The following is a 22,085-nucleotide window of genomic DNA, read 5'->3' as shown; positions in this document are numbered from 1 at the left end:
TGACCGAGCCTGGCACTCTCCCCGGCTATTCAGTATAGCGATATGAAGTTTATCTATTCGGTATCAACCATCGGTTTCTCTGAACGTCCGAATCTTGGGCTGTCGCACTGACAGCAGTAACCCGATCTACAGCAGATCGTACACGTTCGCCTCGTACGTCTCGCGCACCCTGTCGCCCCAGTTGTGGGTGTAGGTGTCGATGATGTCCTGCGCCACGTCGCCGCGCAGGTACTTCACGACGCCCCGGTCGCCCGTCCGGTCCCGGAGGTGTGTAGTGAAGAAGTGCCGGAAGTAGTGCGGCGTGACGTTCACCTCCGCGCCCCCGCCCGACTGGTACCAGCCGCGGTCGCGGGCGTGGCGCTCGACGAGGTGGTGGACCATGTCGGGCGTCAGTCGGCTCCCCCAGTCGCCGCTCGTGCTGGTGAACAACGGATCGGCGGGCGAGTGGCTGTCCGGCCTGACTGCCAGCCAGCGGCCGAGCACCGTCCGGAGTTCGTCGTCGACGGGGATCACCGTCGCCCGCTTGCGCTTGTTCGACGCGGTCCGCTCCTCGCCGTTGGTGACCGCGCCGCGGGCCGGTTCGGCGTCGACGTACAGCGAATCCGGGCGCTCGGCCAGTTGCGCTCTGACCGCGACGCCGTCGCGGTCGAACGGCACCTCCGAGAGGTGCACGTCGCGGCGGTCCAGGTTGCAGAGCTCGCCGACGCGCATTCCCGTCTTCAGGAGCGTGACGACGACGGCGCACTCTAGTGGGTGCGAGAGCTCCACGACGAAGGTCCGCATATCGGAAAGCGGTATATCGCGCCGTGCGGGGTCGGTGTCGATGGTCTCGTCCATTTCTTCCACGACCAGCGCCATCGGGTTCGACTCGAACGCCCCGACCTGCGTCATGTAGGCGTAGAACCGGTGGAGGTAGGAGGCGTACGTCGCGACGGTGCTCTCGGCGACGTCGCCGCGGATCTCGTGGATCCAGGCCATGCAGTCCCTGTGCGTCGCCTCCGAGAGCGCCGTCGCCGTCCCCGACGGATTGCTGCCGGGGTCGCCCAGAAACGCCTCGAAACGGCGTAGAACGCGCTCGTAGGCGTCTCTCGTGCGCTCGCTCTTCCCGTGGTACGCCACGTCCTGCAGGAAGTAGCCCACGGGGTCGTCGACGTCGCCGGCGGCGGGACCGGTCGTACTCATCCGTCCACCCGGGTGTACCCGCCGTGCCGGCCGCTGTAGCGCACCTCGTCGCGGGACTGAAGCTGTTGCAGGGCGTCCTCTAGGCGGCTCTCGATGTCGCCGGTGAGCGACTCGACCAGCGACTCCCAGTCGAGGTACTCCTCGCCGTCGAGCACCGAGAGGACGCGATCGTCGAGGCCGTCGCCGTCCCCACCGTCGGAACCGGCTGGATCGCCGTCTTCGGCGTTCGGGCCCTGGGGGTCGGAGCGTTCGGACGCGCCTCCGCCGTCGAACCCGCGGCGGCCGGCCTGGACCATCGTCCGGACGAACTCGCTCTGGCTCATGCCGAGTTCGTCGGCCTGGTCGGTCCAGATCTCCTTTTGGTATCGGGGAACGTACGTTTTGACGACGGTCCGCTCGGTCTCGTCTCCCTCGCTCGCCATGTTCCGTCGCACTCGAGCCACCCTCTTCAATCTGTCCCACGGGCACAAATAAGAGAGTTTATCCTCGATTATGGTCCTCTAATTCTGGCTTATTCGGCCACTGATCCTCGAATATAGCCTCAATATTAGATACACTGGTGCTACAGACACAGATAAAATTAGCCGGCCAATCTGTGCGGTATTCCTGACGATGGCCGGATCTCAGTCGCAGGGACGAGACGATCGCTGCGTCGCCATAATTTAATAGATTTTTGTCAGATAGTGCCGGATGAGCTCCCGATCTGGGGCGGTGTTTTCGGGCCTCCAACCCTTGGGGTTGCGGCCCGAAGATCGGGTTCTATTTCCCCGATATGTGTCGCGCCAGCACCAACAGATCCCTCGCTGCGCGGTGTCGATCGGCGCTCGTCGACGGCGGAGTAGTTGCGCACTCACAGATCGTTTGTCGGATCGAGAGGATCGTACGCGGTCGGCCGTCGACGCGATCGCGAACGTGCGTCGCTCGGCGTGGCACCGATCCTGCCTCGTCGGCAAGGAGCGAACGACGTGGTGCCGTCCTGATAGATCGGGAACGGCCACCGCAGCTGCAAGAACCGTTTCGGAAGGCCGAGTGGCGTCCCGTACTGTCGTCGGGGTTCTTCCCCGGTCGTCGCCAATGTCACTCGTTCCCGCCACGGTGTGCCCGCCCGAGATTGGCGGGGTCGTTCTCGGTACAGTCCCTGTCGATTCATCGACCGCGTATTCGTTCGACGGACGACCGATCGCGATCCGGACGCGAGCGACCTCGATCCTTCAGCCGCGGCGGTGGGATGGCGGCTTGGCGTACTGTCTCCCGGCACTCATTCTCCACGTTCGTCGTTCTCTGCAACCGCCTCCCTATTCCGTGGCGGTGAGAACTGATGACGACTACTGCTCGGGTCGCCTGTGAGCGCTCGCAAGCGGCGGCACAGAGCGCCCTGCGACGGTCAGGACCCCGGTTCGTAGCTGATCGGACGAGGCGGACGGGATCCCAGTCACCGTATTGGGAATTCGTTCCCCCGAAGATCCGGGCGGCCACAGCGATGGTCCGTTTCGCGACGGTCGGATCCCGGTCGTTGTCGTCGTTATAACTCTCGAATGCGACGTTGACGGACGAGACTGCGAGGGGTCGCCTGGTCGAACAATCTCCCTGTGCCCGTCGCGTCGAGATGCCCTCTCGTCGGATTCCGTGTAACACTACTGCGCCCCTTAGGGGTCGCACGGGGATTCCCACCGCTGTGTCCCATTGTCGGCCTGTCGACATCCGAGCCCGGACACTTTATCAACGGTCGAAATCGACCGGGTAAATCATATGTCGCTATACCGATTTAGGCTGCTTTGCCACGTGAGGACCGGCCCGGATCGGAGAGCGCTTTCACCCGAAGCGACGTGCTACTGCCGGGGCTTCCACGATTAGGTCGACTGGGTATTGGATCGCGAGAGTTGCTGTCGGAAGACTAGTGGCGGTTATCCGGATCGACGTTCTCGTTCTCGGCGCGGACACGCGTAGCGGCTCTTCCAGAGGTGATGTCGGCAGCGTTCAGGGAATCTCCTTTCGGGTCGGCTACACGGTCGGGCTGCTACGTGAGTTGCCGGCTCGGTGGTTGACGGAACACGTTCCAGTCCGTCCGCTTCCCGGGAAAGTCTCCATCTGGAGTCGTTGGCCTCCAGTCCGTGGCCGACTGGAGCCCTTCCCCGGCTACGTCCGTGACCGGCGACCCTCGGTACTATCGGAGAGGAGAGGGACGCGATGAGCGCGGTCCAATCCCGAAGCGATCGGGTTCAATGGGGTAGAAGATGCCAGAATCCGTAATCGATACCGTCAGTAGTTTCGAATTAACGACGTACGACCCCTGAATCGGGTGATATCTCTAGACTGTGCACTCCGAACTGGAGAACGGCAGTTACCGGATCTCTGAGGTATCGACGCGTTACTTCACAGCGTACTGAGAGTGGCGTCACAGACCCTCCCAGACCGACGCCAGAAACGCTCTCTCGTTCGCGCCGGGCGAACGGTTGGCGATGCTGAAGGTGCTGCAACGAGATAGTTCCCGCCGCTGGCACCGGGATATAGCGGCGATTGTGGCGAGCAAGCGACTAATTACAATGGCCCCTCCCCGGATGCGGGCGGATATGGGTCCCCAGACAGACAGATGGCTTCGCGCCGGAATCGCGGCGATAGCGTTACTGGTCGCCGGTAGTATCGCCGTCGCCGGCATCGGTGTCGGCGACGTGGCGACGGCGACGGTCGAGTTCGACGGCCAAGCAGCGGGCGTACAGGAAACCGACGACGAGCGGAACCTCTCCACCGCGAACGCGTCGTACGCGGGCGCGGACGAGAACGACACCGCGGGCTGGTCGGTGGCCGAAGCCGGCGACGTGAACGGCGACGGGGAAACCGACTTCCTCGTCGGCGCGCCGCGGCGACACGACGAGAGCTCCGGGAGCGGCTCCGCGTACCTCTTCTACGGTCCCGTCGAGGACAGGGAGTTCGACGTCTCCGACGCGGACGTGACGTTCGAGGGGTCGGAGCGCGCCGACAGAGCCGGCGTCTCGGTCGCCGGCGGCGACGTCGACGGCGACGGGTACGCAGACGTGGTCATCGGCGCGCCCCACGCGAACAGCAGCGATCGCTACGCGGGCGCGGTGTACGTCGTCCCCGGTGGCGACGACCTCAACGAGACGGTCACTCTCGGCGACGAGGGCCTGACGCTCGAAGGCGAAGGGTGGGGCGACCACGCAGGCTACGCCGTCGACGTCGTGAACGACACGACCGGGGCCGGCTCGGACCTGGTCGTCGGCGCGCCGTACAACGACAGCGTCAACCGGACTGCCGGCGCCGCCTACGTCCTCCCGGGCGGCGACCTCGACTCGAACGGCGCTGACGCGCTGTCCTTGTCGGACGTCGGCACGAAGTACGCCGGTGAGGGCTACGGCGACCGCGCGGGCTGGTCGGTTGCCGACGCGGGCGACGTGAACGGCGACGGACTGCGCGACGTGATCGTCGGCGCATACGGCAACGACACCGGCGCGAGCGACGCCGGGGCTGCTTACGTCATCTACGGAAGCAACGAGGTGCGCGAGTCCGACGGGTCGCTGGCCGACGCGGACGCCAAACTCGTCGGAGCCGGCGACGACGACAACGCGGGCTACGCGGTCGACGGCGCCGGCGACGTGAACGGCGACGGACACGCCGACGTGATCGTCGGTGCGCCGTACAGCGACGCGGCGGCGGACGACGCGGGAGCCGCTTACGTCCTCCACGGCGGCGATCTGGCCGACCAGACGAGCCTCGCCGACGCGAACCTGACCCTGAACGGCGCGGCCGAGGACGACCTCGCCGGCTTCGCCGTCGGCGGCGGCCCCTGCGACGGGCGCGTCTTCGTCGGCGCACCCGGCACCGACGAGGCGACGGGCGCGGCTCACGTCGTCGGGGCCGACGCGACCGGTACCGCCTCGCTGGCCGACGCCACCGCGACGCTCACCGGCGAAGCGCGCGGCGACGGCGCGGGCTTCTCGCTCGCCGGCGCGACGAACCTCTCCGGCGAGGGCGCCCAAGCGCTACTCGTCGGCGCACCGTACAGCGATTCGAACGCGAACGATAGCGGGACGGCGTATCTCGTCGGCGGCGTCTGTCCGACGGACGACGCGACTGGCGACGAACCCATCGACACCGGGGAAGAGCCTCGCGACGACGAGCGCGCAGATGAGGATGCCGAGGAAGACGAGGACGCGGAAACGACGGAAGAGCGGGAGGACGACGAGGACGACACGCCGCTCCCGACGCACGACGACCCGCCGGAACGCCCCGACGAGGGGGACGGCGAGAACGACACCGACGAGTCCGGCGACGACCGGACGAACGACTCGAACGATATGGACGACACCGACGACGAGGCGGACGACATCGTCGGGAACGAGACCGACGACGGTACCGACGAGGAACCGAACGAGACGAACGGCGACGATCGGACGAACGAGACGGACACCGATGACCCGAACGGAACGGAGACCGACGACGGACCGGACGGGACTGACGGCGAAAACGAGACGAGCGACGACGAGTCCGACGACGAAAACCAGACGGACGACAGTGACGATACTGACGGTGAAAACGAGACGGACGACGCCGACAACGTGACCAACGAAACGGGCAACGAGTCGGACGGACTCGCCGAGAACGGAACGGAGACCGACGACGACGCCAAGTCCAACGAGAGCGCGGTCGTCGGCCAGTTCGAGTCCGACAACGAGACGGAGTCGGAGGCGCCGACGACGAGCATCGAGACGGGGACGACCGTCAGCGGCGAGGAGACAGACGCCGAGACGCGCCGGTTCGAGTTCGAGGTCGAGGGCGGCGAGGCCATCCGCCTGACGCTCCCCGGCGGCACGGGCGACGTCCAGTACACGCTCTACGGTCCGGACGGCGAACAGATAGCACAGGGGGCCCCGATGAGCGACGCCCGCGCGATCGGCGGCGTGGCCGACGCGTCGGGGACGTACTACGTCGAGGCGACCGCGCCGGGCTACGACGTGCTCGGCCAGTACCGGTTCCGCGTCTCGACGAGCGGCGACGACGCCCAAGAGGGGAACGACGACCGCGCGTCCGCCGCGTCCGTCTCGCCGGGCGACTCCCTCGACGCGACGCTGGTCGAGGACGACGAGGACTGGTACGCCGTCGAGTTCTCGGAGGGACAGACGTACCGCGCCGCGGTCGAACTCACGGACAGCGACACCGAACTCGGAAACAACGTCCGCGTCGAGGTGTACGACGAGAGCGGCGACAAGGTGATCCCGACCGCCACGAGCGGCCCCGGCGTGACCGAGAAGGGCATCGAGCACCGGTACACCGCCGAGCAGGTGGTGGAGATATTCGACTCCGGCACCTACTACGTGCGGGTCACTGGAGCGAGCGAACCGGGCAGCTTCGACGGGTTCGAGGACTACCGGCTGACAGTCGAAGGGAACGCCGGCGACGACGGGATGGACGACGAGGCCGCCGACGAGGCGGCCGGCGTCGACGAACCCGGAGAGGGGAACGAATCAGTCCCAGAAGACGACGGAACCGTGGAGAACTCGACCGCTGACGACGGAGAGAACTCGACGACCGCGGACTACTGAACGGCGAGTTCGGTCTCGAACTCCTGTTCGGCGAACAGGTTTTTGACGACGTCGGCGTCGTCGGTCATCTCGACGACGTTCTCCATCAGCACCGTCTCGCTGGGGAACAGCTGCTCTCCGAGTTCGAGCCCGTGTTCTCGGGCGGTAGACCCGGTCATCGTGAGGTAGACGCCGAGCCCGACGTCCGCGACGGCGGCTTCCTCCTCTCGGCCCTCGTCGGGATAGCAGAAGGTCAGGTCGTCGGTCGCGCCCGTCCCGAGGACGGCCTGAACGAGGCGCTCGTACCGCGGCGAGATGCAGAGCCGCCCGTCGTAGTCGGCGACGAACTCCCTCGTCAGATCCGCCGACGGCCCGGTCCGCAGCGTCTCGGGTGTGGCCATCAGCGTGTGGTAGACGGTGTCGCCGAGGCCGGTGACGACCCGGACGTCGGTGTCTTTGGGGTTGATGCGGGCGTTCACGTCGGCGATGGAGGCGAGCGGTTCCTCGCGGAGCTCGACGACCTCCTCGAGGACGAGGTCGGCGCTGTCGAAGCCGAGCGCGAACTCGTGGGTACGGACCGCGCGGAACGGCTCCTCGCGGCCGATGAGCTGGACCTCGACGCCGTCGCTCTCGACGGTGACGCTGTCGAAGACGATGCGACGCGGCATGCCGGCGCGGTCGTCGCGCAGGAGGGTGTAGTCCGGCGCGGACGGGTCGGAGAGGGTGCTGTACTCGGCGAGGCGCTCGTAGACGTCGCGGTCGTCGCTCTGGTTGCCCTTCGTGATGGCCTTCTCGTAGCGGAGCGTAGAAACGATGTCGTCGGCGAGGGCGGCGTCGCCGGTCCTGTCGGCGAGTCGTTCGAGCACCGCCTCCAGCGGGCGCCCCTTCCTGGGGACGGCGACTCGGATCGTCTCGGTCATTGTCCCAGTTCATGCCCCGGGCCAGTAAACCCGTTGCGCTTTACGCAACGCCGTCGACGGCGACGCTGACGAGGCCAGTCGGTGACTCGGCGCCCGTCGTCACCGCGAGTCGCCAGCCGTCCTCGGTGACGGTCGCGTCCTCGATCGCGACCGCCCCGCTAGGGACGCGCCGGAGGAGATCGACCACGAGCGGAAGCGTCGGCAGCCTGGCGTCCGGGTCCTCGCCCGCCGCGACCGACGCGCGGACGTCCTCCGCGAGCGCGTACTCGGACAGGGTCACGCTCCGCGTCCGCGCGTGCCCGCCCGCCGCGGAGACGCTGTAGCCCGCGATCAGGTCGACGTCGCTGAGGCGGGTCAGCGTCGCGTCGACCGGCTGCCCGGCCTCGTCGCGAGAGGGGGAGGACCGGAGGATCGACGCGTCCCGCTCCTCGGCGTCGGGCGACGGCAAGCGGTCGGCGGCGCTGGCGACCAGCGAGGCCTGCTCCGACGGCGTCAGGCGACCGTCGAGCGCGTCGACGAGGCTCCGAAGCAACTCCAGACACAGTTCGTCGCGGTCGACGACCTCGGCGGCGTCGAGGTAGTCGTCGAACACGGCGCGCTCCACCTCGTCGTACCCCCGCTCCGACAGCGTCTCGAAGAACACGCCGGCGACGTCGTGGCAGAACGACAGCAGGTCATCGGCGTCGGTCTCGGCGTCGTCGGCGGTGATCCACTGGTCCTCGCAGACGATGAGGTCGCGAAACGCGAGCGAGGGGTCGTAGCGCCGCAGCGCCGACCGGTACTCCTTCGCGACGTGTGCCGCCTCGACGGCGGTCGCCCTGCTGTCGAAGCGCGCGTCGGCGATCGGCACGGGGCGTTCGCCCGTACGCGCACAGACGACGTAGAACCGCCCGTCACCGGCCCGGAGGGCGTCGATGCGCTCGCGGATCTCGCGTAGGGTGTTTCCGACCACGTGGGGTCCGCTCCTTGCTACGATTTAGGGGTGCCTAAAAATAAAACCGTTCCGGTCCGTCGCTCAGCCCGAGAACATCTCGCCGAGCTGGTCGCGCCAGCTCTGGATCTCCTCGACGGTTTCCTCGAGATCCTCGAGGTCGGCCTCCAGCGACTCGATCTCCTCGTCGAGGTCGTCCACGTCGTCGTCCAGCCCCTCGACGTCGTCGTCGAGTTCGCGGAGTTCGCCCTCGACGACCTGAACGTTGTCCGCGACGCCGTTGACGGCGTTCTCGACGGCGTCGACCTGTTCCTCGGTCCCGCCGAGGCGCTCCTCGACGTCCTCGACGTCCGCGCCGAGGTCCTCGCGTACCTCGTCGACCGCGGCGTCCACGTCGGCGACGTCCTCGCTGACTGCCTCGACGTCGGCTTCGAGCTCCTCGCGGGCGTCGTCGACGCGGGACTGGACGTCCTCGCGCACGTCCTCGATCCGGTCGTCGACCGCCTCCACGCGGCCGGTCACGTCCTCGACGGTGGCTTCGAGGTCGTCGAGCGCGTCGGCGTTCGTCGCGGCGTCCTCGGCGACCGCGTCGAGTTCGTCCGCGTTCGCGTCGGTCTCGTCGGCCAGCGCGTCGAGTTCCTCGCGCATCGCCTCGACTTCCGCCTGGAAGCTGTCGATTATCTCCTCGCCCGTACCCTCCTCGTCGAGGAACTCCTCCAGCGCCTCAGTGTAGGCCGCAAGGTCGTTGACCTGCTGGCGGAGGTGGTCGATCCGGGCCGCGTCGGTGCTCGAAAGCTCGGCGTCGAGCTCCTCGCGGAGCACCGCCTTGTCGTCCTCGGAGACGCGTCCCTCGCGGAGTTCGTCCGCCAGCGCGGCGGCGACCGACCCCTCGGCCGCCGGGGCGGGCTCGTTCGCTGCGTCAGCGGGCTCGGCGTCCGCGTTGGCCGACGGCTCGGCTTCGCCGGTCGCGTCCTCGTCGGAAGCATCCGCGAGGTCCTCCTCGGCCTCGTCGACCGCTGCTTCCGCGGGCTCCTCCGACTCGGCGGTGGCGTCTTCTTCCGCCGCGTCGTCGGTGTCTGCTGCATCGTCGAGGTCCGCTGCGTCCTCGGAATCGTCGATGGACTCGTCGTCGTCCGCCGCTTCGACCGGTTCGTCGTCCGCTGCCGGCTCCTCGTCGACCGTTTCCTCGACCGTCTCGTCGTCTTCGACTTCGGGCGTCTCCTCCGCTTCGTCGGCGTCGGACTCCTCTGGCTCGTCGGCCGAGTCGTCATCGGCCGCTTCGTCGGCCAGTTCGTCGTCGACTTCCTCTTCGGTCGATTCGTCCGGGTCGTCGACCTCTACCGCTTCGTCCGCTTTCGCCTCGTCGTCCGCTTCCGCCTCGACGGCCTCGTCCTCGGCGTCCGTGTCGTCGACAGCGGGATCGTCGACCGACTCTTCCGAGAGGTCTTCTTCAGTCGCGTCGTTCTCGGTCGCGTCGTCCTCGGTCGCGTCGTCCGTCGCGGCGTCGTCGTCTTCGTCCGCGGACTCGTCGACGGCCGCTTCCGCCTCGTCGTCCTCGCCGTCGGCGACGTCCTCGTCAGCGTCGAGCGCGTCGGCGTCGACGTCCGCCTCTTCGGCCGCCGCTTCGAGGTCGAGTTCGATGCCCTCGTCGGCGTCGGCCGCCTCGCCGTCGTCCTCGTCCGCGGCGTCCTCGCCCAGATCGAGTTCGATCTCGGGGCCGTCGTCCGACTCATCGGCCGTCTCGCTCTCGTCCTCCGCGCTCTCGTCGTCGCCGAGGTCGAGATCGAGGTCGGAACCCTCGTCGGGCGACGTCGCGGGCTCGGGGTCGTCTTCCTCGTCGGGGATCTCCGTCTCGTCGCCGAAGCCGAGGTCGATGTCGGGTTCCTCCTCGTCCTCGGGTACGTCCGCGGTCTCCTCCTCGTCGAGGTCGGTGTCAACGTCGCCGAGGTCGAGGTCGAGGCCGCCGGAGTCGTCCTCGTCGTCCGCGTCGGCGGAATCGTCTTCGTCGTCGAGGCCGGGGACGCTCTCGCTCTCCCCGGAGATCATGTTCTTGACCGCCTGGTTGCTCTCCTCGCCGGCGATGTCGTCTATCTTCGTCTCGTCTTCGACGGCCCCGTCGGCCTCGGCTCGCTCGCCGTCGCCGTCGGGCGACGTGACGTCCAGAGAGGGCTCGGTGAGGAAGGGGCGGGCGTCCTCGGGGTCGTCCACGCGGATGCCGTACACGGTGACGACGCGCTCGCCGGGTTCGAGCGTGCGGTCGAACGCGACGCGGTGGTCCTGGAAGGCGGTCCAGTTCTCGTCCTCGTACTCGGGGTGGAAGCCGACGCCGTCCATCGGGAACTCGTCGGGGATCGTCTCGGAGAGGCGAATAGAGACGGGGGCGTCTCGTTCGGATTCGATAGCAAACCTGATAGCTGGAACGGGGAACTCCTCAGCTTCGAACGCTTTCCGGACGGTCACGCCGTCCGCGGCGATCGATATTTCTTCGTCCGTGTCGACTTGGCTACTCATACCGATTCTTATCGGGGGCATGACCATAAAAGACACGGGGCGCCGCGGCCGGAAGAACACCTCCCGCTTCCGCCCAGTTCGGCGGGTTTTCGGAGACTGACACTACCGCTTTGGCGCTCGACCACGTATGACGGGCACGGGACTTCTCATCGGGACGAAACACACGTGCGGACCCTAGCGACCCATCCGTCCGCCCCGGACCGCGTCGTCGCCGGGACGAACGCGGGGCGACCGCTCGCCTGCGAGGGCGAGGGGTGGAAACAGATCACCGTCCTTCCCGCAGAGGTCGGCGCGCTCTAGAGATAGCCCGCGGTCGGAAGGGACAGTTCGGTTACAGGTCGATGCGGTCCCCGATCTCGACGATCTCCAGGTCTCGGGGGTACTCGTAGCTCCGCGCGTGGTGGTGGAGGACCTTCGGGTCCGCGGTCATCCCCTTCCACATGTCCCAGTGGCTGGGGAGGAAGCGGTCGAACTGCAGGTCTCGGGCGGCCTTCACGGCCTCGTTCTCGTCGCAGTACCACTTCGTCCGGACCGGTTCGCCCGTCTCCTTGTCGGGGACGTTTCCGATAGCGCCGAACGCGAGCACGCCGAGGTCGATGTCGTACTCCTCGCCCACGTGCTCGAACTCGTCGCTGGGCTTGGTGTCGCCGCCGTGGAAGAACGTGCCGGCGTCGTGCTCGATCACGTAGCTCACCGGATGCGTGGCGTCGGGGTCGTTCGAGTCCTCGACGTGGACGGTGAACTCGCCCACCTCGAACGTGTCGCCCTCCGCGACCTCGTCGAACTGGTCGTCCCCGATGTCGTGGTCGGCCTGCCACTCCTCCTCGTCGAGCGCGACGGCGAGGCTGTCGTCGGGGGCGTGCAGCGTCGCGCCGGTGTTCTCGAGGATGGGCGCCTGGCTCGGCCCGTGGACGTGGTCGACGTGCTCGTGGGTGGCGAGCACCGCGTCGGCCTCGTCGACGTCCTCGGGGTCGAACGGCACGGGAACCATCCGGACCGTCCGCGGCGGGTCGCCGGTGCCGAGGTAGGGGTCGATGAAGAGCGTCGTTCCCTCGCTTCCCTTCAGTACGAAGCCGTTGCAGCCGAGATACCACACCGCGACGGTCTCGGGGTCGGCGTCCTCGACGGCGCGGGGCAGCCAGTCGCCCCAGTCGCTCACTGTCATAGGTCCGCGTGCGGTCAGCGGCCGCGTAAGTGTTACGACCTTTCGCCCCGCGCGCTCCGCGCCGACCGCGTTAGCTGTAGCGTTCCTCGTTCCACGGGTTCGCGGTGTTGGAGTAGCCGCGCTTCTCCCAGTACCCGCGCTCCGGTTCGGTGAGGAACTCGACGCCGTTTACCCACTTCGACCCCTTGTAGGCGTACCGGTGCGGCGTGACGACGCGGAGCGGGCCCCCGTGCTCGCGCGGCAGATCGTCGCCGTCGTACCCCCACGCGAACAGCACTTCCTCGCGCATACACCGCTCCAGCGGGAGGTTCGTCGTGTAGTCGTCCATCCCGTAGAACATCACGTGGACCGCGTCGTCCTCGACGCCCGCACGCTCCGCGATCTCGAGGAACGTGACGCCGGTGAACTCGCAGTCGAACTTGCTCCATCCCGTGACGCAGTGAAAGTCCTGACGCTGGGTCTCGTTCGGCAGGTCGCGGAACTCCTCCCAGGAGAGGGAGAGTTCCTCCTCGACCGCGCCGGTGACGGTGAACTCCCACGTCTCGGGGTCGAACTCCGGCGTGCCGCTCTTCGAGAGCACTGGGAACTTCTCCGTCTTCCGCTGCCCGGCCGGGAGGCGGTCGTCGCCGAACTCCCTGTAGAGGTCCGTGACGTCTTTGATCATGTTCGGGTATCGTGGCGGGACGATAGTAGACCTGACGACTTGCAGCCGACTAACCGGAGATTACGCCGACACGAGGCGCCTCCCGGTAGCTGGAACGGACGAGAACGGTGGGCGAACCGGTAATAACTCGGGTGTAACCCCCGACACGCGCTCAATAACAAAGTACGCCGTGGCCCATGCTCCAGAAGCAATGTTACAGGAAAGCCAGCAACAGGAGAGGATGGAAGACGTGGCGGAAGGGACGCAAAAGACGGGCATGAGCCCGCTCTCCTGGGCGGCGGTCGGATCCATCGCGCTGTCGTGGTACTACTACTTCGGAAAGGGCAACAAGGAGATGGGCCTGTTCGTCGGTCTCTGGCCGCCCACCTTCCTGGCTCTGGGCAGCTACTTCAAGATCAACGAGATCCGCGACGACGTCAAACGCCTGAGCCGCCCCGGCAGCACGATCCGCGACGCCGTGCAGGAGATGATGAAAAACCGGTAACGCGGAGGACGACGGTACGATCCGCCCTCGGTATTTCATCAATCGTTACATTTTTTCGCCATTCACCGAACTCCAGTTGTGACTGTGAGAAGATTCAAACGCAAAACGGAACGAATATTTCCAGAATACGGTGTGTTCCCCCGCCAGACTTAAATACCACTCCGCCGAAAACCCAATATCCGATGCCGAAAGTAGAGATCAATATCCCTGAACACCTCGAAATGCAAATCGCCCAGATGGTCGAGCAGGGCGAGTTCGTCAACCGCGAGGAAGCGGTCGAAGAGCTCCTGTCGACCGGGCTGAAAGCCTACAAGACCAGCGGCCCCATGGACGACGACCAGGACCACGGCCTGGAGGACGACGGCATGATGGGCCACGAAGACGAGTACGTCTTCTAACCGCTCTCCCTTCTCCCGTTCTCGGACCGATCGACCTTTAGCCGTGGCCGTGGCCGTACTGGACATGGTTTCGGTCACCGTCTGGAACGAGTACCGCCACGAGCGCGAGGACGACGAGGTCGCCGACGTGTACCCCGACGGGATCCACGCCGTCCTCGCGGACGCGCTCGAAGACCGCGGGCACGACGTCACGACGGCGAGGCTGGACGAAGCCGAACACGGGCTCACGGAGGACGTCCTCGACGGGACTGAGGTCCTCCTCTGGTGGGGACACGCGGCCCACGACGAGGTCGAGGGCGAGATCGTCGACCGGGTCGTCTCCCGCGTCCGCGACGGGATGGGATTTCTCCCCCTCCACTCCGCGCACTACTCGAAGCCGTTCAAACGTCTGATGGGGACGAGTTGCTCGCTGAAGTGGCGCGAGAGCGGCGAGCGAGAGCGCCTCTGGACGGTCGAGCCGGGCCACCCCATCGCCGACGGCGTCGACGAGTCGTTCGTCGTCCCCGAGGCCGAGATGTACGGGGAACGCTTCGACGTGCCCGAACCCGACACGCTCCTCTTTCTCTCGTGGTTCGAGGGCGGCGAGGTGTTTCGAAGCGGCTGTTGCTACCGCCGCGGCAGCGGACGGGTCTTCTACTTCCGGCCGGGCCACGAGACGTACCCCATCTACCGCGACGAGACCATCCAGCACGTGATCGACAACGGCGTCCGCTGGGCAGCGCCCGACGACGGGCCGTCCCCGACGTACGAGAGCGTGGACCCGCACGAGGAGTGAGCCGCCGACCCGACGCGTAGCGGTACCTCGCCACGCGATTTCTCGGTGACAGCGCCTAGTCCGCACGGCGATCGACCGACGGCCCCGTGAACGGCCGAGCGCGGCGTCGTCGAACCCGACAGTGTAGCCGTACCGCTCGAACGACGCCCGCTTCGAAGACGGCGAAGGAGAGCGTAGTATTACCGGTGCTATACGTAGCGCTGGCCCGGCCGACCGCGGTCAGTCGTCCACGGCGGCGGCCGGCGTGCCGGCCTCGACCTGCGGGAGTTCGTCCCGTTCGGCGAGCAGCGCGATCGCGCGGAGCCGGAGCGCGTGAGACCAGCCGAGCGGCGTCGCGCTGTCTAACGTGCCGTCGTCGAACACCTGCTCGGCGAGCAGTCCCGTCTCGGTGGTCAGCGGCCCGTCGGGGAGGAGATGGGAGAGGAGTTCGCCGGCGCGGTCGAAGTGCGAGCGGTCGCCGGTCAGCAGCGCGAGGTGCGCGGTCGCGACCGCGCCCCAGCCGGTGGAGACGGACCACACCTTCGGGTCGGCCTGCTCGTCGACGCGCCACGGGTCGCCCTCGAAGCGGGCGAGGCCGCGCACCTCGCTCCCGTCCGGGTCGCGGCGGAGCCCCTCGATCGTCGCCTCGACGTGGGAGACGAGGCGCTCGCGGCGCGTCTCGTCGACCGGACCAATCGCCTCGTACGCGCGGTGTGCCTCGACCAGCGCGAGGGTGCCCGAGTCGAGGCGCTCGTCGAGTTCGCCCTCGTCCTCTCGCAGGGCGTAGACGCCGCGGCCCTCGACCCAGAGGCGGTCGACGCCCTCGTACGCGCGGTGGGCCCGCTCACGGGCGTGTTCCCGGAGGCCCTCGGAAACCGGTGCGTCGGCGACGGTGGCGTACGCCTGCAGGAAGGTCGCTGCGGTGTGGGCGAACCGGCCGTTCATGTTCTCCCAGGCGTTCTGGCAGCGGACCGGGAGGCCGTCGTCGGCCAGCGAGTCGTCGAGGCCGTCGACCGCCGCCGCCAGCGCGTCGGCCACCCGCTCGTCGGGGTCGTCGGCCCGTCGCAGGTAGTCCGCGAGGAAGGAGACGACGCTCGCGGTCTGGTCGGCCTGGTAATCGACGCCGTCGCCGTCCTCGATGCGGCCGTTCGCCCACCCGGGCGCGAGAGTGCCGTCGCGGGGCCACACGCGGTGGGGCCAGGTGCCGTCGTCGCCCTGCGTGTCGCAGTAGAACGCGGCCGTGTCGCAGAGGTGGTCGGCCACGTCGACGCCGAGGTCCTCGCCCGCCTCCGCGAGGTACCGCGTTATCTCGGCGTCGTCGCGGAACCAGGTGTAGCCGTAGCCGCCGGAGTAAGCGTAGAAGGGGTCGAAGTCGGGGCCAGCGACGCGCGCGCCGGTCGGCGCGGCGAGGAGGTCGAGGGTTCGGAGGTCCGCCGCGGCCACCGCGCCGAGCGGCTGTTCCTCCGGGAGCGCCGCCGGTCGGCGGTCGCGAGCGGCGTCCAGGAGGGCGTCGAGCGAGCCGTGGCCCTCGACGGCGGCGGTCAGCCGCGACAGCGCCGCCTCGCGGTCAGTCTCGCCGTGGTCGGCGAGCAGCGACCCGAGGGTGACGCTCGCCGTTCCGTCGTCGTCCGACAGCGGGGCTCTGACGACGACGTTGGGCGTCAGGCTGTCAGACTCGTAGCGTCCGGCGTCGCCCTCGCTCGGGAACGGCACCGGGTCCTCGCCGAGCACGGCGTCGAACGGGGCCTGCACGTCGCAGGCGAACTCGGCCGCGGTGTCGGCGGCGAAGTAGTCGTGCTCGTCGTGGTGGAACACCTCGACGGCATCCCCGTGGTCGAGGTTGCCGACGCGGTTCTCGGTGCCGTCCGGCGCGGCGGTGAAAGCGGCGACGAGTTCGGCGCCGTCGGGAACGTCCCCGCGAAGTTCGATCCGGGTGAGGTGGCGGTCGTCGAGCGTCAGGTCGTACTGGCGGACGGTGAACTCGCCCGCGTCGAGCCGGGTCTCGACGAGCGCGGTGTCGCCGCGATACCGCTGTGTGGTCGGGTCCAGTTCGTCGAACCAGCGGACCCGGTCGCCGACGGAGATGCCGAGACGGGACCGCTGAACGCCGTACAGGCCGGAGAGCGGATAGCCGTAGTCCCGCAACGCGCCCGTCGGCGCGACGTGAACGAGACGGCCCTCACCCCCCGAGAACGCGCCGGTGGTCCGGTGTTCCTCCGGAAACCGGCGACCACTGTTTCGCTTGAAGTCGTCGAGGGCCACGCGGAATTGCATACCGATCACACGGATCACCGACCAATATAAAGGTTGGTGAAATATTTTCTCATAGATTTACCATCGCTCCGTAGCGGTCCGAGTCGGAAGCTATTCGCGCGCTGGACCAGTTCCCCGGACTGATGACCGAGTCTCAGAGCCTCACGATGGTCGAGTCGGCGGTCCTGATCGCGCTCGGCGGGTTCGCCGGCGCGAACGTCAGGTACGCCGCGGACCTGGTGCTCCCCGCGCTGTCGGCCACCCTCGCGGCGAACGTCGCCGGGAGCGCGCTGCTCGGGTTCGTGCTCTACGAAGAGGCGCTCGTCGGCGCGTTCTCCCGCCAGTTGCGGGTCGCGCTCGGCACTGGGTTTCTCTCGTCGCTGACCACCTACAGCACCTTCGCCGTCCAGACAGCGGCGGCGTCGCCGGCGGTCGCCGCGCTCAACGTCGTGGGCAACTACGCGCTCGGCTTCCTCGGCGTCGCGCTGGGTCGCTGGGCCGCCCTCCGGCTGGCCGCGGAGGTGCGAGCGTGAACCCCGCGTACCTGGTCGGGGTCGGCGGCGTGCTCGGCGCGCTGGCTCGCCACCTCGTCTACGCCGCCGTCTCGCGCGGAGCGGACGTGCCCCGGGGCACGCTCGCAGTGAACGTGGCTGGGAGCCTCGCGCTCGGCGCGCTCACCGCCGCGGGCGCGTCGGAGTCGGCGCTGCTGTTTCTCGGCACCGGGGCCTGCGGCGCGTTCACGACGTTCTCCTCCTTCTCCGTGGAGACAGTGCAGCTGTGGGACAGGGGAAAGCGGCGGACGGCAGCCGCGAACGCCGCCCTGAACCTGGCGCTCTCGCTCGCGGCGGTGCTGGTCGGCGGGACTGTCGTCGGTCTTGTCTGAAAAAGGCGGACGGGCGCTGAAAGCGCGCGGCGGGCTCAGGTCAGCAGGAGCGGCACGGCGAACGCGACGAGGAGGCCGACGGCGAGCACCGCGAAGCCGATGCCGACCTCCCGCATGCCGTAGGGGCTCTGCGGGGCCGTCTCGCGGCCGGGTTCTACGTCCGATGCGTCCGTGTCCTGGTGGCCGTGCTCGTCTTCGCCGGTCATACCCGGCGAGTTGTTTCGGGCGGCCCTTAAACGGTCCGAAGCCCGGCGTCCCGCCGGACCGATCGTCGCGACCCGGTCGGCGCCCGCCGACGCGACGCGGCCGGGCTTGGCCGTGTCGAAACCGTCAAACGCCCCACGCGCGAAGGGTGAGGTAGTAAATGCTGACGAAGCGAGTCATCCCCTGCATCGACGTGGACTTAGACGAGGACGGGAACGCGGCGGTGTACACGGGGGTCAACTTCGAGAACCTGCGATACACGGGCGACCCCGTGGAGATGGCGAAACTGTACAACGAGGCCGGGGCCGACGAGTTCGTTTTCCTCGACATCACCGCCTCCGCGGACGGCCGCGAGACGATGCTCGGCGTCGTCGAGGACGTGGCCGACGAGGTGTTCATCCCGCTCACGGTCGGCGGCGGCATCCGCACGCGCGACGATATCAAGGAGACGCTCCGCGCCGGCGCGGACAAGGTCTCGATCAACACCGGCGCGCTGGAGCGCCCCGAACTGATCACGGAGGGCGCGGAGGCGTTCGGCAGCCAGTGCATCGTCATCAGCGTCGACGCGCAGCGCCGCTTCGACGAGCAGGGCGAGCACTACGCGCAGATCGACGGCGAGTCCTGCTGGTTCGAGTGCACCGTCAAGGGCGGCCGCGAGGGCACCGGCGTGGACGTGATCGAGTGGGCGAAGGAAGCCGAGGCCCGCGGCGCGGGCGAGCTGTTCGTCAACTCCATCGACGCCGACGGCACCGAGGAGGGGTACGACATCCCGCTGACGAAGGGCGTCTGCGACGCCGTCTCGACGCCGGTCATCGCCTCCTCTGGCTGCGGCGGCCCCGAGGACGCCTACGAGGTGTTCACCGAGGCCGGCGCGGACGCCGCGCTCGCCGCCTCCATCTTCCACTTCGACGAGTACTCTATCAGGGAGGTCAAGGAGTACCTCGACGAGCGCGACGTACCGGTCCGGCTGTAGGTCGGCCAGAGCCCGTTCCTGCTCTCCCCGTCGTCGTTCGGAGAGGCGGTCCCCCACCATTATACGTGTTAACGTCCTACATACGTAGTATGACGAAGAGACTTGACTGCATGGTCGACGGCTGCGACGCGACTATCGAAGGCGAGAGCGAGCAAGAGGTGATGGCCCAGGCCCAAGAACACGCGCAGAGCGAACACCCCGACATGGATCTCGACGACGAGACTACCCAGAACATCCGGTCGAACATCCGAGACGTGTAGTACGGTTCCGGGACCGACGGACCCCCGGCGGTTTTGCTTTTCGGAAGGGTAGCGACGGCCAACGTCCCCGGCCGTTCCCGTTGTCGACAGGTTTTTCTTCACCCCTCCGAAGGTTCTCACGAATGGAGTGGCGCTGCGAGTGGTGCGGGAAACCCCACGAGGAGAACGACCCGCCCTGCGACAACTGCGGGCACGGGAAGTTCGAAGAAGCGGTCGTCCGCCAGAGCACGGGCACCGTCGACACCGGCACCACCTACGTCTGGGACTGCGAAGAGTGCGGTCGGAGCCACCCGAAGAACTCCCCGCCGTGCAGCCGGTGCGGGCACATGCACCTCGAGAAACGCGAGCAGCGGTTCGACGAGACCGAACTGGAAACGGGGAGCTACTTCGACCTGGGCAAGGAGTACATCGCCGCGAGCGTCGCCCTGGTCACCGTCGTCGCGCTGGTCGCGGCGGGGGTGATCCCCGTGCCGGGGCTGGGCGGCGACGACCTGGGCGACGTCCCCGGCGAGGCGGAGTCGGCCGACGGGCGGAACCTCTCGGCCGTCGAGCGGGGGATCGTCGAGGGCGTCAACGAGCGCCGCGCGGACGCCGGCGTCGCCGACCTGCGGACCGACGAGGAGCTAGACGCCGTTGCCGAGCGCTACAATCAGATACGGGTGAAGCGACAGTACGGCGAGGACGCGCCCGACGAGGACCTGCGGGACTCGTTCGAGTCGGTCGGGTACTCCTGTTCGCGCACCCCCGCCGGAGCGCCGTACGTCGTGCAGACCGACGGCGACGAGCGAGCGATCCGGACGTACGACGAGAACGAGCTATCGGCCGCGGTCGTGCGGGCGTACGTCGGCGACCCGAGCTTCGGCAGCAGACTCCTTTCGGACGGTCACCGAGAGATCGGTACCGACGTCCACGTCGCGCCGGACGGGGACGTCTTCGTGATGGTGACGGTCTGTTAGGCCGCGCTCTCGAACGCCTCGCGGAAGGAGGTCGTCTTCTCGGTCACGCGCGTCGCGCCTTCCTCCAGCGCGTCGAGGGGGTCCGTGCCCGCCTCGGTCTTGACCGTGAGGATCGGTTCGGTCTGGCCGCCGGACTGCTCGGGGTTCACGTCGTAGGTCGCCGCGGTGACCCCGTCGGTCTCCAGCAGCGCGCCCTTGAGGACGTTCATGAAGGTGTGGTCCTCCCCGCCGATCTCGATGGCGAGTTCGTCCTCGGTGTTGTCGATGACGCGTAGTTCCATACCCGAACGTTCCGCCGAGCGCCGTTTGTAGTTTACGAACCCGAACGCGAGCATCAAGGAATATATCAGCGGCGTCCCTGTCCTCCGATATGTCGCTGGCGTACGCCGCCGGAGTCGTCGGTGCCCTGCTGGTCTCGCTCGCCGTCGCCTGGTACGCGGACCGCTCCCGCGAGGCGTGGGGGCGGCGACTGCGGACGCGCTTCCTCCTCGGCGTCCCCTGGGGGACGCTCGTCTCCGTCGGCGTCGTCCTCGCGGTGTATCTGTTCGTCCAGCGCGGCCTCGTCCACTGGAACGACCCCGTCACCCTCCCGTTCCGGGCGTGGTCGTACCTCTACCCCGTCGGGATCGTCACCGCGGCGTTCTCCCACGGCGGCCCGAGCCACCTGCTCGGCAACCTCACCGGGACGCTCGTGCTCGCGCCGATCGTCGAGTTCGCGTGGGGCCACTACCCGAGCGAACGGGGGAGCAAGTCGTTCTCGTCGTGGCGGACGAACCCCTACGTCCGCGCGTTCGCCGTCTTCCCGGGGGCTGTCATCGGCGTCGGCCTGCTCACGGGACTGTTCGCCATCGGGCCGGTCATCGGCTTCTCCGGGGTCGTCTTCGCGTTCGCCGGCTTCGCGCTCGTCCACTACCCCCTGACGACGGTCGTCGCGGCGCTGGGCGTCCAGTCGGTCCTCACCCGGACGTACCGCGTCGTTCTCTCGCCGGTCGTCACCGCCGGCACGTCCGGGTCACCGCCGGGGCCGCCGTGGTGGGCGGAGATCGCGATCCAGGGCCACGCGCTCGGCCTGCTGATCGGGGTTCTCCTCGGCGTCGCGGTGGCCCACCGACGCGACCGGACGCCGGGCGGAGTGCGGGTGTGGTTCGCCGTCCTCGCGTTCGCCGTCGCGCAGGGGCTGTGGGCGGTGTACTGGTTCCGCGGCAACGGCGAGTACGTCCTCTATCAGGGGGTCGGCCTGGCGCTGGTCGCGGCGCTCGCGGCGGTCGTCACCCTCGCGGTAACGGCGTCGGAGCGCTCGCTCCCGGCCCTCGGCGGCGCGTCTCGCCGGCAAGCGGCCGCCGTCGTCCTCGTCGTGGCGCTGGCGGCGATCGCTGGGCCGGCCATCCCGGTCAACTCGCTGACTGTGGCCGGCGACGGGACGCCCCCCGCGGACCGGTCGGTCGCCGTCGACGGCTACACCGTCACGTACGCCGAGGACGTCCGCAACCGGATGATCCCCGCGTTCGACGTCTCCGTGTTCGGCGAGGACACGGACGTCCGCACGAGCGGCGTCATCGTCGTCAACCGGGACCGCCACATCTGGACGCGGGCGGTGTCGAAACAGCGACTCGCGTACAGCGGGTCCGCGACGGTTCGGGTCGGCGGAATCGACCGGGCGACGTCGGTCGAGGTCCGCCGGACCGGCTGGGAGGCGACCGGCGGCGACGCCGCGTACCAGGTCTGGCTCCGCGCGGAGGGCGAGCGGCCGCGCCACGTGTACAACTCCTCGCCGGCGACCGCGGAGCCGCGGGTCCGTGGCAAGAACGTGAGCGTCGTCGCGCGCGAGGGCGGCGGGTTCACGCTCCGCGCGACCGAGGCGAACCGCACCGTCGCCGAGCGGGCGCTCCCGGCGGAGAACGAGTCGGTCGCGCTGGACGACCTGCGGATCGAGCGCCGCGACGACGCGCTGTACGCGGTCGCCGACGGCACTCGCGTCCGCGTCGCGGAGAAGGAGCGGTACCGCTGAGA

General features: G+C 68.2%; 21 protein-coding genes. 11 read left to right on the top strand and 10 right to left on the bottom strand.

What is annotated here, in order from left to right; all coding sequences use genetic code 11:
• Positions 1-126: 126 nt before the first annotated feature.
• Complete coding sequence (locus D8670_RS00975; RefSeq protein ID WP_121816229.1) at positions 127-1,182, bottom strand: tyrosine-type recombinase/integrase; 1,056 nt, start codon at positions 1,180-1,182, stop codon at positions 127-129.
• Complete coding sequence (locus D8670_RS00970) at positions 1,179-1,604, bottom strand: DUF5805 domain-containing protein (protein WP_121816228.1); 426 nt, start codon at positions 1,602-1,604, stop codon at positions 1,179-1,181. Before D8670_RS00970 ends, D8670_RS00975 begins: the two co-directional genes overlap by 4 nt.
• A 2,148-nt stretch (positions 1,605-3,752) precedes the next feature.
• On the opposite strand from D8670_RS00970, the gene D8670_RS00965 reads away from it, so the two are divergent.
• Positions 3,753-6,740: an integrin alpha gene (locus D8670_RS00965; RefSeq protein WP_162994108.1), complete on the top strand. Its 2,988-nt coding sequence runs from the start codon at positions 3,753-3,755 to the stop codon at positions 6,738-6,740.
• Here the strand turns inward: D8670_RS00965 and D8670_RS00960 are convergent.
• The 3 genes from D8670_RS00960 to D8670_RS00950 form a co-directional block, all read right to left on the bottom strand.
• Positions 6,734-7,639 (bottom strand): phosphoribosyltransferase HisG-related protein, encoded by a 906-nt coding sequence (locus D8670_RS00960; protein WP_121816226.1) that lies wholly within the window; start codon positions 7,637-7,639, stop codon positions 6,734-6,736. The genes D8670_RS00965 and D8670_RS00960 overlap by 7 nt on opposite strands.
• A gap of 40 nt (positions 7,640-7,679) precedes the next feature.
• Positions 7,680-8,591, bottom strand: coding sequence for a DUF7551 domain-containing protein (locus D8670_RS00955; protein ID WP_121816225.1), 912 nt, complete (start codon positions 8,589-8,591; stop codon positions 7,680-7,682).
• A 63-nt stretch (positions 8,592-8,654) separates the two neighbouring features.
• Positions 8,655-11,081 carry a coiled-coil domain-containing protein gene (locus D8670_RS00950; protein WP_121816224.1) on the bottom strand — a complete coding sequence of 809 codons (2,427 nt, stop codon included), beginning with the start codon at positions 11,079-11,081 and terminating at the stop codon, positions 8,655-8,657.
• Between the two features lie 165 nt (positions 11,082-11,246).
• Here D8670_RS00950 and D8670_RS21605 point away from each other — a divergent pair, with 165 nt between their 5' ends.
• A complete protein-coding gene (locus D8670_RS21605) occupies positions 11,247-11,381 on the top strand; it encodes a hypothetical protein (protein WP_255459100.1) in 135 nt (44 codons plus the stop codon).
• 31 nt (positions 11,382-11,412) lie between these two features.
• Here D8670_RS21605 and D8670_RS00945 read toward each other — a convergent pair whose 3' ends face one another.
• Positions 11,413-12,246 (bottom strand): MBL fold metallo-hydrolase, encoded by an 834-nt coding sequence (locus D8670_RS00945; RefSeq protein ID WP_121816223.1) that lies wholly within the window; start codon positions 12,244-12,246, stop codon positions 11,413-11,415.
• A 70-nt stretch (positions 12,247-12,316) separates the two neighbouring features.
• Positions 12,317-12,910, bottom strand: coding sequence for a molybdopterin-dependent oxidoreductase (locus D8670_RS00940; RefSeq protein ID WP_121816222.1), 594 nt, complete (start codon positions 12,908-12,910; stop codon positions 12,317-12,319).
• A 190-nt stretch (positions 12,911-13,100) separates the two neighbouring features.
• On the opposite strand from D8670_RS00940, the gene D8670_RS00935 reads away from it, so the two are divergent.
• The 3 genes from D8670_RS00935 to D8670_RS00925 all read left to right on the top strand — a co-directional run bounded on the left by D8670_RS00935 (position 13,101) and on the right by D8670_RS00925 (position 14,567).
• Positions 13,101-13,394 carry a hypothetical protein gene (locus D8670_RS00935; protein WP_162994107.1) on the top strand — a complete coding sequence of 98 codons (294 nt, stop codon included), beginning with the start codon at positions 13,101-13,103 and terminating at the stop codon, positions 13,392-13,394.
• 182 nt (positions 13,395-13,576) lie between these two features.
• Positions 13,577-13,792, top strand: a complete 216-nt coding sequence (locus D8670_RS00930) for a DUF7120 family protein (RefSeq protein WP_121816220.1) — start codon at positions 13,577-13,579, stop codon at positions 13,790-13,792.
• Positions 13,793-13,856: 64 nt separating this feature from the next.
• Positions 13,857-14,567, top strand: a complete 711-nt coding sequence (locus D8670_RS00925; protein ID WP_121816219.1) for a ThuA domain-containing protein — start codon at positions 13,857-13,859, stop codon at positions 14,565-14,567.
• A 219-nt stretch (positions 14,568-14,786) separates the two neighbouring features.
• On the opposite strand, the gene D8670_RS00920 is transcribed toward D8670_RS00925, so the two are convergent.
• A complete protein-coding gene (locus D8670_RS00920) occupies positions 14,787-16,820 on the bottom strand; it encodes a DUF7997 domain-containing protein (RefSeq protein WP_121816218.1) in 2,034 nt (677 codons plus the stop codon).
• A 122-nt stretch (positions 16,821-16,942) separates the two neighbouring features.
• Here D8670_RS00920 and D8670_RS00915 point away from each other — a divergent pair, with 122 nt between their 5' ends.
• Both D8670_RS00915 and crcB read left to right on the top strand, forming a co-directional pair.
• A complete protein-coding gene (locus tag D8670_RS00915) occupies positions 16,943-17,332 on the top strand; it encodes a fluoride efflux transporter FluC (protein WP_121816217.1) in 390 nt (129 codons plus the stop codon).
• A complete protein-coding gene (gene crcB, locus D8670_RS00910) occupies positions 17,329-17,682 on the top strand; it encodes a fluoride efflux transporter CrcB (protein ID WP_205596897.1) in 354 nt (117 codons plus the stop codon). The genes D8670_RS00915 and crcB overlap by 4 nt, the downstream gene beginning before the upstream one ends.
• Before the next feature lie 35 nt (positions 17,683-17,717).
• On the opposite strand, the gene D8670_RS20530 is transcribed toward crcB, so the two are convergent.
• Entirely contained in the window at positions 17,718-17,888 is a 171-nt protein-coding gene (locus D8670_RS20530) for a DUF7550 family protein (RefSeq protein ID WP_162994106.1), read from the bottom strand.
• Between the two features lie 158 nt (positions 17,889-18,046).
• On the opposite strand from D8670_RS20530, the gene hisF reads away from it, so the two are divergent.
• The 3 genes from hisF to D8670_RS00895 all read left to right on the top strand — a co-directional run bounded on the left by hisF (position 18,047) and on the right by D8670_RS00895 (position 20,075).
• Entirely contained in the window at positions 18,047-18,859 is an 813-nt protein-coding gene (gene hisF, locus D8670_RS00905; protein ID WP_121816215.1) for an imidazole glycerol phosphate synthase subunit HisF, read from the top strand.
• An 89-nt stretch (positions 18,860-18,948) separates the two neighbouring features.
• Complete coding sequence (locus D8670_RS00900; RefSeq protein WP_121816214.1) at positions 18,949-19,119, top strand: DUF1059 domain-containing protein; 171 nt, start codon at positions 18,949-18,951, stop codon at positions 19,117-19,119.
• Between the two features lie 122 nt (positions 19,120-19,241).
• A complete protein-coding gene (locus tag D8670_RS00895; protein ID WP_121816213.1) occupies positions 19,242-20,075 on the top strand; it encodes a hypothetical protein in 834 nt (277 codons plus the stop codon).
• On the opposite strand, the gene D8670_RS00890 is transcribed toward D8670_RS00895, so the two are convergent.
• Positions 20,072-20,356, bottom strand: a complete 285-nt coding sequence (locus D8670_RS00890) for a DNA-directed RNA polymerase subunit L (RefSeq protein WP_121816291.1) — start codon at positions 20,354-20,356, stop codon at positions 20,072-20,074. The genes D8670_RS00895 and D8670_RS00890 overlap by 4 nt on opposite strands.
• 89 nt (positions 20,357-20,445) lie before the next feature.
• Here D8670_RS00890 and D8670_RS00885 point away from each other — a divergent pair, with 89 nt between their 5' ends.
• Positions 20,446-22,083 carry a rhomboid family intramembrane serine protease gene (locus D8670_RS00885; RefSeq protein WP_121816212.1) on the top strand — a complete coding sequence of 546 codons (1,638 nt, stop codon included), beginning with the start codon at positions 20,446-20,448 and terminating at the stop codon, positions 22,081-22,083.
• The last annotated feature ends 2 nt before the right edge of the window (positions 22,084-22,085 follow it).

The sequence above is a fragment of the Halostella limicola genome, assembly GCF_003675875.1.
GTDB classification, from domain to species: Archaea; Halobacteriota; Halobacteria; order Halobacteriales; family Natronoarchaeaceae; genus Halostella; species Halostella limicola.
Note: the sequence above shows the minus strand (reverse complement) of the source record. Positions and strands in the feature narration are given on the sequence as shown.